General features: G+C 68.3%; 12 protein-coding genes. 3 read left to right on the top strand and 9 right to left on the bottom strand.

Annotated features, from left to right (window positions below):
• Nucleotides 1–90 precede the first annotated feature (90 nt).
• The gene (locus MWN34_RS15460) at nt 91–717 is read right to left on the bottom strand and encodes a YceI family protein (RefSeq protein WP_247030206.1); all 627 of its coding nucleotides are present in this window, start codon (nt 715–717) and stop codon (nt 91–93) included.
• Between the two features lie 268 nt (nt 718–985).
• Here MWN34_RS15460 and MWN34_RS15455 point away from each other — a divergent pair, with 268 nt between their 5' ends.
• The gene (locus tag MWN34_RS15455; protein ID WP_247030205.1) at nt 986–1,696 is read left to right on the top strand and encodes a DUF1013 domain-containing protein; all 711 of its coding nucleotides are present in this window, start codon (nt 986–988) and stop codon (nt 1,694–1,696) included.
• A gap of 91 nt (nt 1,697–1,787) precedes the next feature.
• Here MWN34_RS15455 and MWN34_RS15450 read toward each other — a convergent pair whose 3' ends face one another.
• Nucleotides 1,788–3,722 carry a propionyl-CoA synthetase gene (locus MWN34_RS15450; RefSeq protein WP_247030204.1) on the bottom strand — a complete coding sequence of 645 codons (1,935 nt, stop codon included), beginning with the start codon at nt 3,720–3,722 and terminating at the stop codon, nt 1,788–1,790.
• Between the two features lie 623 nt (nt 3,723–4,345).
• Nucleotides 4,346–4,522 (bottom strand): YdcH family protein, encoded by a 177-nt coding sequence (locus MWN34_RS15445; protein WP_247030203.1) that lies wholly within the window; start codon nt 4,520–4,522, stop codon nt 4,346–4,348.
• 230 nt (nt 4,523–4,752) lie between these two features.
• Here MWN34_RS15445 and MWN34_RS15440 point away from each other — a divergent pair, with 230 nt between their 5' ends.
• A complete protein-coding gene (locus MWN34_RS15440) occupies nt 4,753–4,959 on the top strand; it encodes a YdcH family protein (RefSeq protein WP_247030280.1) in 207 nt (68 codons plus the stop codon).
• Between the two features lie 87 nt (nt 4,960–5,046).
• Here MWN34_RS15440 and MWN34_RS15435 read toward each other — a convergent pair whose 3' ends face one another.
• On the bottom strand, nt 5,047–5,532 hold the full coding sequence (locus tag MWN34_RS15435; protein WP_247030202.1) for a peroxiredoxin: 486 nt from the start codon (nt 5,530–5,532) through the stop codon (nt 5,047–5,049).
• Nucleotides 5,533–5,671: 139 nt separating this feature from the next.
• Complete coding sequence (locus MWN34_RS15430) at nt 5,672–6,547, bottom strand: protein-disulfide reductase DsbD domain-containing protein (RefSeq protein WP_247030201.1); 876 nt, start codon at nt 6,545–6,547, stop codon at nt 5,672–5,674.
• 152 nt (nt 6,548–6,699) lie between these two features.
• Here MWN34_RS15430 and MWN34_RS15425 point away from each other — a divergent pair, with 152 nt between their 5' ends.
• A complete protein-coding gene (locus MWN34_RS15425) occupies nt 6,700–7,299 on the top strand; it encodes a YqgE/AlgH family protein (protein WP_247030200.1) in 600 nt (199 codons plus the stop codon).
• Between the two features lie 50 nt (nt 7,300–7,349).
• Here MWN34_RS15425 and MWN34_RS15420 read toward each other — a convergent pair whose 3' ends face one another.
• From MWN34_RS15420 to MWN34_RS15405, 4 genes are all read right to left on the bottom strand, one after another.
• Nucleotides 7,350–10,742, bottom strand: coding sequence for an EAL domain-containing protein (locus MWN34_RS15420; RefSeq protein WP_247030279.1), 3,393 nt, complete (start codon nt 10,740–10,742; stop codon nt 7,350–7,352).
• Nucleotides 10,743–11,074: 332 nt separating this feature from the next.
• A complete protein-coding gene (locus tag MWN34_RS15415) occupies nt 11,075–12,097 on the bottom strand; it encodes a tetratricopeptide repeat protein (protein WP_247030199.1) in 1,023 nt (340 codons plus the stop codon).
• On the bottom strand, nt 12,094–12,816 hold the full coding sequence (locus MWN34_RS15410) for a thiamine phosphate synthase (protein ID WP_247030198.1): 723 nt from the start codon (nt 12,814–12,816) through the stop codon (nt 12,094–12,096). Before MWN34_RS15410 ends, MWN34_RS15415 begins: the two co-directional genes overlap by 4 nt.
• A 278-nt stretch (nt 12,817–13,094) precedes the next feature.
• On the bottom strand, nt 13,095–14,120 hold the full coding sequence (locus MWN34_RS15405; protein WP_247030197.1) for a class I fructose-bisphosphate aldolase: 1,026 nt from the start codon (nt 14,118–14,120) through the stop codon (nt 13,095–13,097).
• Nucleotides 14,121–14,250 lie beyond the last annotated feature (130 nt).

Here is a 14,250-nt window from a genome sequence, read left to right as displayed (position 1 = left end):
GCGCCGAGGGAAGCGCATTTTGGGGACGCGCTTTCCTCATGGGTGCCGGGGCCGGCGCTGTCAAGCGCGAGGCCGGCCCCGCGCCGGACCTCACTTCTTCGCGAAGGCCCCGGTGATGCGCAGTTCCACCTCGTCGGACACCACCGGCACGTTGCGGCCCATGCCGAAATCGCTGCGCTTGAGCGAGCCGGTTGCGGTGAAGCCGATATTCTCGGCCTTGCTCATCGGATTGATGCCGGCACCGAAGAAGGCGACGGCAAGCGTCACGGGCCTGGTCACGCCGTGCAGGGTGAGGTCGCCGGTCACCTTCGCCGTGGTGCCCGAGGCCTCGACCTTGGTGGAGCGGAAGGTGGCGTCCGGGAATTTGGCGGCGTCGAAGAAATCGGCGCTGGCGAGATGGCCGCCGAAATCCGCGGAGGTCACGACGAGGCCGGACATCGGGATGGTGATGTCGAGCTTCGCCTCGTTCGGCTTGGCGGGATCGAGGGTGAGGCTGCCGCCGATCTTGCCGAACATCCCGGTCAGCGGAGAGATGCCGAAATGGTTCACGGTCCAGCTCACCTGGGTGTGGTGGTCGTCCACGCCATAGGTGCCGCCGCTGATCTTCGCCGGATCCGCCGTGCCCGGCTGCTGGGCATAGGCAATGCCGGCCGGCGCCGCGACGGCGAGGAGAAGGGCGCTGGCGAGGGCGGCAACGGGAGCGGCAAAGGTCTTCATGGTCAATCCTGATTCTGATGCGAAGGCCGCGACCCTAGCAGCCGCTTTCGCAGCGGTAACATCACAGCTCGTTTAGGATTTGCACCCGAGGCCGTCGCCGCCTATATTCAGCCGATCCCGGTCATCGCGAGACGGTCCGAGGCTCCGCCCCCGAAGGGTCGGGCAGAGCATGAGAGCTGTTGCGCGCGAACCGACGCCCCGAATGACCGCCCCGAAACCACCGTTTCCCGGCGGCGCCGCAACGAAATTCGCAAGTGGAGAGCGTGCCATGGCCAACGCACCCCTGATGCCGAAGGCTACCGCCGTCTGGCTGGTGGAAAACACCGCGCTGAGCTTCGACCAGATCGCCGAGTTCTGCAAACTGCATCCGCTCGAGGTCAAGGGCATCGCCGACGGCGAAGTCGCGCAGGGCATCAAGGGGCTCGACCCGGTCTCCACCGGCCAGCTCAACCGCGAGGAGATCGACCGCGCGGAGAAGAACCCGGCGCACCGGCTGAAGCTGCAGGAATCCCGCGTCCGCCTGCCCGAGCCCAAGCGCCGCCGCGGCCCGCGCTACACCCCGGTCTCCAAGCGCCAGGACCGGCCCAACGCCATTCTCTGGCTGCTGCGCAACCACCCGGAGCTGAAGGACGCGCAGATCATGCGCCTCGTCGGCACCACCAAGACCACCATCGAGTCGATCAAGGAGCGCACCCACTGGAATGCGCAGCATCTGACCCCGATGGACCCGGTCACGCTCGGCTTGTGCTCGCAGATCGACCTCGACATCGAGGTGCAGCGCTCCTCCAAGGATCGCCCGGCGGCCGTCGCCGAGCAGGGCGCGACCCTGCTGCCGACCGACGTCACCACCTCCGGCCAGGACTATGAGGAGCCCTTCACCCCGCCGCCGCGCCGGCAGAAGGAAGAAGCGCTCGACCTCGAAACCGTGTTCGCCAAGCTGGGCGGCTCCCGCCGCAGCGAGAACGACGGCGAGGAGTGAGCCGCGGGCGCCTCGCCCTCCTCCTGCCCGAGACGAAAAAGGCCGGACCTCGTGTCCGGCCTTTCTGCTTTTCCGGGGTGCGTTCCCCGCCTCAGGCCACCTTCTCGCCGTCCACGGTGCGGCGCGCCTTCAGTGTCGCCTCGATCTCCTCCAGCACCGCCGGATCCTCGATCGTGGCCGGGCGGGTCCAGTCGTCATGGTCGGCGATCTTCTTCATGGTGCCGCGCAGGATCTTGCCGGAGCGCGTCTTGGGCAGCCGGCCGACCACGAGGGCGAGGCGGAAGGCGGCGACCGGGCCGATCTGCTCGCGCACCTGCGCCACCGCGGCGCGCTCCACCTCTTCCGGCGCGGCGGACACGCCCGATTTCAGCACCAGGAAGCCGCAGGGCACCTCGCCCTTGATGGCGTCGTGCACGCCGATGACGGCACATTCCGCCACCTCCGGCACGCCGGCCAGCACCTCCTCGATCTCGCCGGTCGAGATGCGGTGGCCGGCGACATTGATGATGTCGTCGGTGCGCCCCATGATCGAAAGTCGGCCCTTCTCGTCGAAGACGCCGGCATCGGCAGTCTTGTAGTAACCGGGGAATTCCTCGAGATAGGTCTCGCGGAAACGGTCGGGCTGCTGCCACAGCGTCGGCAGGCAGCCGGGCGGCAGCGGCAGCTTGATGGCGACCGAACCGATATGGCCTGCCGGCACGGGGTGGCCCGCCTCGTCCAGCACCTCGACATTATAGCCCGGCATCGGCACGCCGGTGGAGCCGGGTTCCACATCCAGCTTTCCGATGCCGAGCGGATTGCCGGCGATCGCCCAGCCGGTCTCGGTCTGCCACCAGTGATCGACCACCGGAATGCCGAGCTGCCCCTCAACCCAGCGCACCGTATCGGGATCCGCCCGCTCGCCGGCGAGAAAGAGCGCACGCAGGCTGGAGAGGTCGTAGGGCGCGCGCAACAGGCCGGCGGGGTCCTCCTTCTTCACCGCGCGCAACGCGGTGGGCGCGGTGAAGAGCACCCGCACCTTGTATTCGTCGATCACCCGCCAGAAAGCGCCGGCATCCGGCGTACCCACCGGCTTGCCCTCGTAGAGAACCGTGGTGCAGCCCGCGAGCAGCGGGGCGTAGACGATGTAGGAATGGCCGACCACCCAGCCGATGTCCGAGGCCGACCAGAACACCTCGCCCGGCTTCATGGCGTAGAGCGCCTCCATCGACCAGGCCAGTGCCACCAGATAGCCGCCGGTGTCGCGCACCACGCCCTTGGGCCGGCCGGTGGTGCCGGAGGTGTAGAGGATATAGAGCGGCTCGGTGGCGCCGACAGGCGCGCACTCCACCCCGCGGGAGCCGGCATAGGCATGGTCGCGCGCCGCCGCCCAGTCGAGGTCGCGCCCGGGCATGAGTTCGCCGGGCAGTTGCGGGCGTTGCAGGATGAGGCAGCGCTGCGGCTTGTGCTTCGCCAGCTTCAGCGCCTGGTCCAGCAGCGGCTTGTAGGGCACCACGCGGTTCGGCTCGATGCCGCAGGAGGCGGCGAGCACCACTTTCGGCGCGGCGTCGTCGATGCGGGCGGCGAGCTCGGCGGCGGCGAATCCGCCGAACACCACCGAATGAATGGCGCCGATGCGCGCGCAGGCCAGCATCGCGAACACGGCTTCCGGCACCATCGGCATGTAGATGACGACGCGATCGCCCTTCTCCACCCCCATGTCGCGCAGCGTGCCGGCAAGGGTGCGTACCTCGCCCAGCAGTTCCGAATAGGTGACGCGGCGCTTGGTGCCGGTGACCGGGCTGTCATAGAGGATCGCCGCCTGCTGGCCGCGGCCGGCATCGACATGGCGGTCCACCGCATTGTGGCACGCATTCAGGATGCCGCCGACGAACCAGCGGCCATAGGCGCCCAGCGTTCCCTCGAACACCATGCGCGGCTCCGCAATCCATTCGATCGCTCGCGCCGCCTGCGACCAGAAGCCGGCCGGATCGGCGAGGGAGCGGGCATGGACCGCGCGATAGGCAGCCTCCGCTGCATTGGTCATAGGGCGTTCCTCCGAACGTTTCTTTATGGTTCGTCGCCTGGCTCGGTTTCGCCCCTTTGCGGGGTCTCTTTCGGAGGCAGGCTCCGACAGTCCGTCCGGCACGCAGGAATGATGGGACCGATCCCCGTCACTCATCTTGATTCCGCACAAGGCGCCATCGAAGATTCGTCGTTCGGACGCCCGATGGCAAGCGGCAGCTCCCGATCGCGGACGGCAGCTCCCCTCGGCGCCAAACAAGACGCCGCCGGCTCCAGAAAAGAACCGGCGGCGCTCGCGATGGGCAGGCCCGGCGCCGTGGCACCATGGGCCGGTACGTCGGAAAGCGGCACGGCAGCGCGACTTCGTCATCAAGCCGCAGCCAAGCCGAGAATGAAACGCCTGCCGGAAAACGCCAGCAATAGACATGGATTCTTCCGGCACAGGCAACGCGGCCGGACGGTTCCGGCACACTCACGCCGGATGGCGCACCGAACGGGACATCAGCCCCGACACATCCCGTGCACCACAGCCGCAGCCAGAGCATTTTCCGCGAACGTCGATCGAGGTTTCGCGACCAGAAAATACTCGAAAATCATCCAGAGCGCGTTCTGTCGGTCAGGTGACTGCACCTGACCGGAACGGCTCTAATGTACCGTCTCACCTTTCAATCGGGTGATTTCGTCCTTCAGGTGCAGTTTCTTGCGTTTCAGGTCGTTGATCCGGCTGACATCAGAGCCCGGGTGGGCCATCTCCTCCTTGAGCTGCTTGTCGAGCGCCTGGTGACGCCGTTCCAACTCCGCGACATGCGCCTGCATGGACATGGACAATCTCTCCCTGTCTTTTGGTAGGAACGTCATCAGTCTGTCATGGCCGATGGCGGCTGTCGACGAATCGCGTCGCTGCAACGCAACATGGTCGTGCGGCGCAGCAGATGTTGCGGAGCGGGCCATGGGTGGGGATACTCGACCCCGCCGCGACTCACGCGAAGCAGCGCGGCGGCCGCCGCTTCGATGGCGGCCCGGATCGGTTCGTGGTGCGAGGCGCAGGACAGATGATGGCGGATGAGGAACGCGAGCTTTCGGCTCTCCTCGAGCGCCTGCGGCAGGAGCATCGCGATCTGGACGCGGCCATCCATGCCCTGCAGACCATGCCCGGCTCCGACCAGCTGCAGCTCGCACGCTTCAAGAAGCGCAAGCTGCACCTGAAGGACCGCATCGGCTTTCTCGAAGATCAGATCACGCCGGACATCATCGCCTGACCGGCCTGCCGGAAAATGCAGATGCCCGGCAGCGGGCCGGGCATCTCGTGTGCAGAATGTCCTTCGCAATCGCGAAAGAAACGGGCCTCAGATTTGCGTGAGCAGCACTTCGGCAGCGGTCTTGTCGGCCTTGCTGGGCACGTCCTCGACGTTCAGCACCTTCACCTCGCCATCGTCGACCAGCATCGAATAGCGCTTGGAACGCAGGCCGAGGCCGCCGCCGGAAGCGTCGAACTCGAGGCCGAGGGCACGGGCGAACTCGCCATTGCCGTCCGAGAGAAACAGGATCTTGCCACCGGCATTGGAGGCGCTCTCCCAAGCCGACATCACGAACGGGTCGTTCACCGCGGTGACCGCGATGAGGTCGATGCCGCGGGCGAAGAACTCGTCGGCGCGGGCGATGAAACCCGGCAGGTGGTTCTTGTGGCAGGTCGGGGTGAAGGCGCCCGGAACGGCGAACAGTACCGCCTTCTTGTCCTTGAAGATCTCGTCGGTGGACTTCGGCACCGGCCCGTCGGCGGTCGAGATGCGGAAGGTGGCGCTCGGCAGCATGTCGCCGACCTTGATCGTCATGGGTCTGTCCCTTTCGTCGATGCGGATGCGGCGGCGCCTATATCGGGCGCCGGGGCCGGCACACTAGAGCATTTTTGCGCGAAGGGTACGCCCAATCGGCGACGCGAAGCCTCACCGGGGTGGCCTCACTGCGAACGCCTCACCGGGACGGCGTCGCTTCCACCTCGACGGCACGCTCGCCATCCACCAGGGTCAGGCGCAGCGGGGTCTTGGCGATGTCGGCCCCCTTGGGCACGCCGTCGATCGGAACGGTGAAAAGCGTCGTCCCGTCGGGGCCCGCGCTGCGGATCGGCAGCGGCAGCGCCCAGTCCTCGTTCGGCCCCTCGACGAAGAGATCGGCGCTCTCGGCATGGGCGGTGCGCGCCTCGATGCGCAGCACCGGCACGCCGTCGTCCTCGGTCATCTGCACGCGACCGATTCCCGTCGGCCCGGCCGCGCCGAGCGCGGCCTGCGCCGGCACCGACGCCTGCGCCGCAACGAGCTCCGGGTTCGACGGCGCGGCGCCGCCCGCGGGCACGTCGAGCGCCAGTTCGGCACGGGCCGGCTGGCAGATCTTCTCGCACACCGCGAAGTCCAGCGTCAGCTTCAGCGCCAGCTTCCGTGCCGGATCCTTCGGCGTGACGACGAGCGGCAGCACGAGGTCGCGCTTGTAGCCGATGGAATAGCTGCCCCCGCCATCGTCGAAGCGATGGGGCGCCGGCCATTTCACTGCGACGCTCGCGAGGTTTTCCGAGCCCGACCAGTCGAAGCGTGGCGGAACCCCGCTGTCGCCGGGATAGCGCCAATAGGTCTTCCAGCCCGGCTGCAACCGGATCTCGACCCCGGCATCGAGCGCGCCTCCAGCCGTGGCACCCGCCACCAGCCGCACCGCGCCGCCGCCGGAGGAGACCCAGTCCGATTCCGCCCCCGCAAGAGCCGCGGACGGCAGCAGAAGCAGCCCGACGAAGCCGGCAACGAGCCGCAGGGCCGGACCGGGCGAGCGGGTGCGCAAGAGGGAGGAACGCGAGCACATCATGCCAAGCCGCATAGCCTTTTCGACCCCCGCCGGAAAAGCGGCAAATCCGCACGTTCGTGTGAAGCCGAGGTCGCGTCGGGGCTCGCCAGCGCTCCCCGGCGCTTGAAAATGGGCGGCCACGCTTTACCCTTCTCAGGATGAAAATCGGTTCGATGACGGAAGACGACGGCGCCGACCAGTTCCTCGACGGGCAGATGCTGGTCGCGATGCCCGGCATGCGCGACGAGCGCTTCGCCCGCGCGGTGATCTATCTGTGCGCACACTCCTCGGAAGGCGCCATGGGCATCGTGGTCAACCAGCCGGCGAGCCACATCAATTTCTCGGATCTGCTGGTCCAGCTCGACGTCATCCCCGAAACCGAACTCATCCGCCTGCCCACGCAGGTCGGGCAAGTGAAGGTGCTCAAGGGCGGGCCGGTGGAAACCGGGCGCGGCTTCGTGCTGCACAGCGCGGATTATTTCGTCGAGAATTCGACCTTGCCGATCGACAGCGGCATCTGCCTCACCGCCACACTCGACATATTGAAGGCGATCGCGCGCGGGGATGGCCCGCATGACGCTGTGCTCGCGCTCGGCTATGCCGGCTGGGCGCCGGGGCAGCTGGAAAACGAGATCCAGCAGAATGGCTGGCTGCACTGCCCGGCCGATACCGGGCTGATCTTCGGTACCGATACCGGCACAAAATACGATCAGGCGCTGCGCAAGATCGGCATTCACCCTGGCATGCTGTCCAGCGAAGCCGGCCACGCCTGAAGGCAGCGTCCGCTCCTCGCCCGTTCCGCACCCGCTTCTCCTGTAGAACGTCAGCTCCGCGAACCGCCGCCCGGTGCGCTGCGGGCCGGGGTCTGCGCGTTCTCGCTGCCCGCGCCGGGCCCCGCACCGGATTGTGCGCCCGGTCCCGTCGTGGCCGGTGCGGCCGGACGGGGAGACGCGGCAGGCCGTGTCGGAACCGCGGGGCGGGCCGGGCTTGCCGGAGCGCCGGGCACGCTCGCCGAGGCCGGACGCGGCGCGACAGGCCGGGCCGGGGGTGAGCCAGGAGTTGCAGGAGCCGGCGGCGCAGACGATGCCGGCGCATGCGATGCCGGCGCATGCGATGCCGGCGCAGACGATGCCGGCACCTGCGGACGGGGCGCAACCGGGCGGGCCGCAAGGCCGGCACGCGATGCCGAAGCCGGACCGGCGCCAACCGGTGATGCCGATGCACGCTGGGGAATCGCCGTCGCGGCCTCACTCTGTGTCGCCGCCGCGCCCGCCAGCGCGGGCGCTGCTCCGGCATTCTTATCCGCCGAACCCGTCCGCGCCCGCACGCCGATTCGGCCGCGCTCCAGCAGCGAGGTGGGCGGCGCCTCTCCCTGGAACAGCCGGCGCGCATCGTCCGCCGACAGCGCGTCGCCGAACAGCGCACCTTCGGCATAGTCGCAGCCCAGCCGGGCCAGCGCGGTGGCGCCCGCCTCGCTGTCCGCGCCGTCGGCCAGAACCTCCATGCCGAGATCATGGGCCAGAGCGATCAGCGAGCGCAGGATCAGCGGACGCTGCGCCTTGCCGCCCGAGCGCCCGTCCAGGCCTGCGATCAGGCTGCGGTCCATGCGGATCATGTCGAAGGGCAGGCGCTGGAGATAAGCGAGCGAGGAATAGCCCGCGCCGAACGCGCCGAGCGAAAGCCCCGCACCCAGTTCGCGCAGCCGCGCCAGCATGCGGGCGGAATATTCCGGGTTCTCCATGACCAGCGATTCCGCCAGCTCCAGCTTCAACGAGCCGGGGGTGACGAGATTGCGGGCCAGCACCGCCTTGATGTCCTGGATCAGATCGTGGCGCAGGAGCTGGCGGGACGAGACATCGACGCAGACGAACACCTGCTCGCCCCGCGCGCTGCGCTGCCAGGAGCCGAGCTGCCGCGCCGCGGTGTCCAGCGTGAACAGGCCGATATCGACGATGATGCCGCTATCCTCGGCCAGGGCGCGGAAATCCTCCGGCGCCAGCATGCCGAGCCGCGGATGGTTCCAGCGCGGCACCGCTTCGAAGCCGGCGAGCTTGCGCCCCTCCAGCCGGAAGACCGGACGGAACAGCACGCTGATCTCGCCGCCCTGCACGGCATGCCGCAGGTCTTCCTCCAGCGCCACGCGGTCGATGGCATGGGCGCGCATGGTGGGGCGGAACACCTCGATCCGGTCGCCGCCCGCGCGCTTGGCGTGGAACATGGCGAGCTCGGCATCCTTCAGCATCTCGGCTGGGGTGCGGCGCTGGCCATCGGCCATCAGGAGGCCGATCGAGGCGGTGATGAAGATCTCGCGGTCACCGAAGCTCACCGGCGCGCGGAGCGTGCGGCGCAGCGTATCGGCAAAGGCGGTGATGCGCTCGGGATCGCGCTCGGAGGTCAGCACGAGGCCGAAATGGTCGCCGCCGAGCCGCGCCAGCGTGTCCTGCGGCTTCATCAGCCGCATCAGCCGACGGGCGACGGTGAGCAGCAGACTGTCGCCCGCCGCCATGCCGAGATTGGCGTTCACCAGCTTGAAGCGGTCGAGGTCGATCAGCAGAACGGTCGGCTTCGCCGCCTCGTCGCCGCGCGCGAAGCTGATGGCCGAGGCAAGACGGTCGAGGAACAGCTCGCGATTGGGCAGGCTGGTCAGATTGTCGTGCACCGCATCGTGCAGGATGCGCTCCTCGGCGGTGCGCAGCTTGGTGACGTCGGACAGCGTGCCGATGCAACGCACCACCTCGCCATCCGCGCCCACCACGGGCCGTGCCCGGAGATTGAACCAGAAATAATGGCCGTCGCGGGCGCGCAGGCGGAAATCCTGGTCCACCCGGCCGCGGCGCTGCTCCAGCACGCCGTCCAGCGTGGCGCGGAAGCGGTCGCGGTCGGAGGGATGGATGATGTCGAGCCACCCCGCCGCCTCGGTCTCCAGCGCGCCGCGCTTGAAGCCGAGCAGTTCCTCCGCTTCGTGGCTGACATGGATCCGGTCGGTGTCGACGTCCCAGTCCCACACCACGTCGCCGGAACCCGCCACCGCGAGCGCCCGCCGCTCCAGCTCCTGCGCACCGCCCGCCACCGCACCGAGGCCGGCAAAGGCGTGCTGCATTACCGTGAAGCCGATCAGCATGACGATGAGCACCAGCCCGCCCAGCAGTGCCGGCGCCACGAGGTCGTTGCCGATGCGCCCCGTTACCGCCAGGGCGGCGGTGACAACCCAGACCACCATGAGGAAGAGGGTGGGAATGATCAGCACCGCGCGGTCATAGCGATGCAGTGCCAGCCACACCACCACGCCGAACCCCATGAAGGCGACCGCCAGCAGCGAGATGCGCGCAATGCCCGCCGCCGCCGCCGGATCCAGCACCGCAAGCCCGACAAGGGCGACCAGGAACACCAGCCAGCCGGCCGCGATGTGGGCGTAGCGCACATGCCAGCGATTGAGGTTGAGATAGGCGAACAGGAATACGACCAGCGTGGCGGCGAGGATCGCCTCGCCGGCCGCGCGCCAGAACTGCTGGGCCAGCGGCGAGATGCCGAACACCTTGCTCCAGAAGCCGAAATCGAGCCCGATATAGCCGAGCACCGCCCAGGCCAGCGCCGCCGCCGCGGGGAACATCGCGCTGCCCTTCACCACGAAGAGAATGGTGAGGAAGAGCGCCAGCAGTCCGGCGATGCCGATGACGATGCCGTTATAGAGCGTGAAGCTGTTGACCTTGTCCTTGAACGCCTCCGGCTCCCACAGATAGAGCTGCGGCAGCTTGGGGCTGGTCAGTTCGGCCACCAGCGTCACGGTGGTGCCGGGGTCGAGCGTGATGAGGAACACGTCGGCGTCGGCCGCGCTCTGCCGCTCCGGACGGAAGCCCTGGCTGGCCGTGATGTTCACGATCCGCCGGTTGCCGAGGTCCGGCCAGAACACGCCGGAGCCGACCATGCGGTAATGCGGCGCGACGATCAGGCGGTCCACCTGCTCGTCGGTGTTGTTGGTCAGGGCGAACACGGCCCACTGGCTGCCGCTCGGGCTCGGCGCGACGGCGCGCACCTCGATGCGGCGGACGATTCCGTCCGAACCCGGCGAGGTCGAAACCTGGATGCGGTCGGTCTCGCTCGACTGCAGTTCGATGGCCGGAGCGAGGTCCACCACCAGCGCGTCGAGCCGGATCGCGATCGGATCGAAGGCGAGGGCCGGGACGGCATGGAGCGCCGCTGCGAAGAAGGCCACCATGACGGGCGCGAACAGCAGCCGCCGCGACCGCCCGGCGAAGCACAGCGCCAGATGCCGGACGAGACGGAGGATGAGCGGGTGGACGGCAGCCAAAAACGCGACCTCGGAGCTTGGAACGGAAGCGCCCCGCCGCGGCAGGGGCAACTCGCGGCGGATTGCCGGGCGGGAAGAAGCCCCCCACCGGCGCGGAGCGACACGATTGGTAGCCGCCAGCGAGGGCGGTAGCAAGGCGCGAGACCGTGCCATCGCGCGTTCGGGCGGCGGCGGCGCCAGCGTTTCCGCGACCTTCCCTTGCGGTCTTCCCGTTTGGCGTCGCCCGGGAAGACAGGCCTCTAGCCCCTGCCCTGCCACAGCCTGAGCTTCGCCTCGGCCATCGCGCGGTCGGCCGGCGTCATCTTGTCGATCATCTGGTCCAGCATGTCGTCCTTCAGGCCCTGCTGACGCGCCGCCATATGCCAGGCCGCCGCGCCGATCACATCCTGGGGAGCGCCGCGGCCGGCGGAGAGGATGCGGGCGAGCCGGTTCTGGGCGATCGGGTTGCCGGCCAGCGCGGCCTTGCGAAACAGCTTCGCCGCCTTGGCCTCGTCCTTCGGAACGCCAATGCCGTTGAAGGTCATGATGGCGTATTCCACGGTCGCGACCGTGTGGCCGAGGATCACCGCGCGGTCCAGCAGCTTGGCCGCGCGCGCCTGGTCCTGCGGCACGCCATTGCCCTCGCGATACATGATGGCGAGCGCATAGAGCGCATCCGGCTGGTCCTTGTCCGCGGCCTTCTGGAACCATTGCGCGGCGGCCTGCGGTTCGCGCGGCACCGCGCGGCCCTGCAGATAGAGCAGGCCGAGATTATACGCCGCCGCCGGATCGCCCTTCTGGGCCGATTTGACGAACAGGTCGGCGGCGCCGACCTCGTCCTTCGCGATGCCGGTGCCCTGCAGCTTCATCACGCCAAGGGCGAACTGGGCATCGGCATTGCCGAGTGCGGCCGCCTTTTCATACCAGTCCCGCGCCTTGGCCGAATCCTGCGGCACGCCATAGCCCTGATTGTAGAGCTCGGCGATCAGCGTCATCGCGACCGGATCATTCTGTCCGGCACGGGCAAGGCTCAGCTTGAGCGCGGTCACATATTGCCCGCGCTGATAGGCGGCATAGGCGGAATCGCCATGCGAGCCGGCAACCGGCACCGTTGGAGTCGCGGTGGCGGCGTTCGGCAGGACCTGGCGTACCGCCGGCTTCGGTGCGGGATCCTGCGCATGGCCGGCGCCGGGAAAGGCGAGCCCCGCCAGAAGCGCGAGCCCCGCCAGAGGCGCACGGCGCGCGGAACCACACAGCGATGTCGGAAACAGGGGGCGCATCATCCGATCTCCGCTGCGGCCAGAACGGCGGCAAGCGCGCTCACCCCCACAGCACCAACAAGACCGACCTCGACCGCGATGAAATCCGCGCCCGCCGCGACGAGGACCTTCGCCTCTTCGAGGCTGCGGGCGTAGCCGACGCAGGGCGGTTCGAAAAGCTGCGCCCACCACTCGACGCGCTCCAGCACCTGCTCGAAGGGCGTAAGGCGCCCGTCCTCGACATCGCCGAACATCACGTAATTTGCACCAAGCTCGCCCGCCGTCATCGCGTCGTGGCGCGAAGCGAGGCCCGCCGCGCCGGCGATGCGATCGGGATGCAGCTTCGGCAGCGCCGTCTGCAGCGCGGCGAGCCCGTCGAGCTGTGCGCCATCGGCCTCCAGCGCGGCAGCGAAGCCGGCGAGGCGGACGGGATTACCGTCGCCATCCTGCGCCACCAGGAAGGCCGTGCCGCCCTCCTGCACCGCGCGCACCAGCGGGCGGAAACGCGGCACGCCGGCCTCGCTCTCATCGGCCGCGAGGTGCAGCAGCACGCAGGCGAGATCGACATGGGCGGCGAGATCGCCCACCATCTGCGCGAGCGGACCCGGCCCCCCGGCCTCGATGACGGCCTGCGGGGGAAGCACGAGAAACAGCCGCGGCGCCGGCCGGGCGGTTTCCTTCGCGGCGCGGGAACTCTCGCGGGTGTGGGACGTGTCGGAGCGGGACTTATCGGAGCGGGACATGGAACCGAGACCTTCCGCAACATGTCGGCGAAAGCAGGGCACCACGCCGTGGCTTCGCGCTCAACCCCGGCCATTCCCGTGAATCGATGGGACGGAAAGGCCGGTCATTCCATAGACTTGGCACCGGCAGCAAGATCCGGCGGCGCCCTGCTGTACCTCGCATGCGCCACGCACGAAAGCCTTTTGCGCCGCGGGCATCCGCCGCGCGAAGCCCGGAATCGCCCCGCAGAACGAAAACGCCGCCCGAACGGGCGACGTTTCTACCGCCAACGAAGGGCTCAGGCCGCCTGCTTCTGCTCGATCGCCTCGCTCCATTGGCCAAGCGCGGCGAGGTGATTCATGCGGGCGCGATGGGTAAATGCGGCCTGCCCGGCAGCGACATTCTCGGCCTTCCCGCTCCACGCCTTCTGCGGGGCGGCCTGCAAGGCACGGCCATAGGAGAAGGTTAGGTTCCAGGGCAGCCCGCCATGGCGGATCATGGCGTCGAGATGGGCGGTCGCCTCCTCGTCCGACTGGCCGCCGGACAGGAACGCGATGCCCGGCACGGCGGACGGCACGCAGTTCTTCAGGAGGCGCACGGTCTTCTCGGCGACCTCGGCGACGGAGGCCTGCCTGGGGCACGTCATGCCGGACACGACCATGTTCGGCTTCAGCACCATGCCTTCCAGCCGGATGCGGGAATAATAAAGCTGCTGGAACACCTCCTTCAGCACCCATTCGGTGACGTGGTAGCAGGTGTCGATGTCATGGGCGCCATCCATCAGCACTTCGGGCTCGACGATCGGCACGATGTCATTGGCCTGGCAGAGCGCGGCATAGCGGGCCAGCGCCTGCGCATTGGCCAGGATGGAGCCGTAGCTCGGAATGCCCGCGCCGATGTCGATGACCGCCCGCCATTTGGCGAAGCGGGCGCCGAGCGCGTAATAGTCCTTCAGCCGCCCGTCGAGCCCGTCCAGGCCTTCGGTCACGGTCTCGCCGGGAAAGCCGGCCTGCGGCTTGGCGCCCTCGTCGACCTTGATGCCGGGAATGGAGCCGGCGGCCTCGATCAGCTTCACCAGCGGCGTGCCGTCCTGCGCGTTCTGCCGGATGGTTTCATCGAACAGGATGACGCCGGAAATATAGTCCTTCATCGCCTCGTCGGAGCGGAACAGCATCTCGCGGTAATCGCGACGATTCTCGAACGTCGATTCCACGCCGATCGCATCGAAGCGCTTCTTGATGGTGCTCGTGCTCTCATCCGCCGCGAGAAGCCCCTTTCCACCCGCACACATCCTGTAGGCAACAGCGTCCAGACCTTCCGTCATCCGTCTCTCCCGCGCGTAAACATGGAACAGCCGATCCGCCGCAGCCCGTTCTTCCGCAGCGGATCGGCTGCCTGCGAGTATAGCAGCGGCTGTGTGAAAGTCTGATCGGCGGGGGACAGCGCGTGTCTCA

The sequence above is a fragment of the Ancylobacter crimeensis genome, from assembly GCF_023016805.1.
Classification (GTDB): Bacteria; Pseudomonadota; Alphaproteobacteria; order Rhizobiales; family Xanthobacteraceae; genus Ancylobacter; species Ancylobacter crimeensis.
Note: the sequence above shows the minus strand (reverse complement) of the source record. Positions and strands in the feature narration are given on the sequence as shown.

What these genes read in the sequence shown, in the direction of transcription:
- MWN34_RS15460 (WP_247030206.1), bottom strand. Translation starts at nt 717, where the DNA reads ATGAAGACCTTTGCCGCTCCCGTTGCCGCCCTCGCCAGCGCCCTTCTC.
- MWN34_RS15455 (WP_247030205.1), top strand. Translation starts at nt 986, where the DNA reads ATGGCCAACGCACCCCTGATGCCGAAGGCTACCGCCGTCTGGCTGGTG.
- MWN34_RS15450 (WP_247030204.1), bottom strand. Translation starts at nt 3,722, where the DNA reads ATGACCAATGCAGCGGAGGCTGCCTATCGCGCGGTCCATGCCCGCTCC.
- MWN34_RS15445 (WP_247030203.1), bottom strand. Translation starts at nt 4,522, where the DNA reads ATGTCCATGCAGGCGCATGTCGCGGAGTTGGAACGGCGTCACCAGGCG.
- MWN34_RS15440 (WP_247030280.1), top strand. Translation starts at nt 4,753, where the DNA reads ATGATGGCGGATGAGGAACGCGAGCTTTCGGCTCTCCTCGAGCGCCTG.
- MWN34_RS15435 (WP_247030202.1), bottom strand. Translation starts at nt 5,532, where the DNA reads ATGACGATCAAGGTCGGCGACATGCTGCCGAGCGCCACCTTCCGCATC.
- MWN34_RS15430 (WP_247030201.1), bottom strand. Translation starts at nt 6,547, where the DNA reads ATGATGTGCTCGCGTTCCTCCCTCTTGCGCACCCGCTCGCCCGGTCCG.
- MWN34_RS15425 (WP_247030200.1), top strand. Translation starts at nt 6,700, where the DNA reads ATGACGGAAGACGACGGCGCCGACCAGTTCCTCGACGGGCAGATGCTG.
- MWN34_RS15420 (WP_247030279.1), bottom strand. Translation starts at nt 10,742, where the DNA reads ATGGTGGCCTTCTTCGCAGCGGCGCTCCATGCCGTCCCGGCCCTCGCC.
- MWN34_RS15415 (WP_247030199.1), bottom strand. Translation starts at nt 12,097, where the DNA reads ATGATGCGCCCCCTGTTTCCGACATCGCTGTGTGGTTCCGCGCGCCGT.
- MWN34_RS15410 (WP_247030198.1), bottom strand. Translation starts at nt 12,816, where the DNA reads ATGTCCCGCTCCGATAAGTCCCGCTCCGACACGTCCCACACCCGCGAG.
- MWN34_RS15405 (WP_247030197.1), bottom strand. Translation starts at nt 14,120, where the DNA reads ATGACGGAAGGTCTGGACGCTGTTGCCTACAGGATGTGTGCGGGTGGA.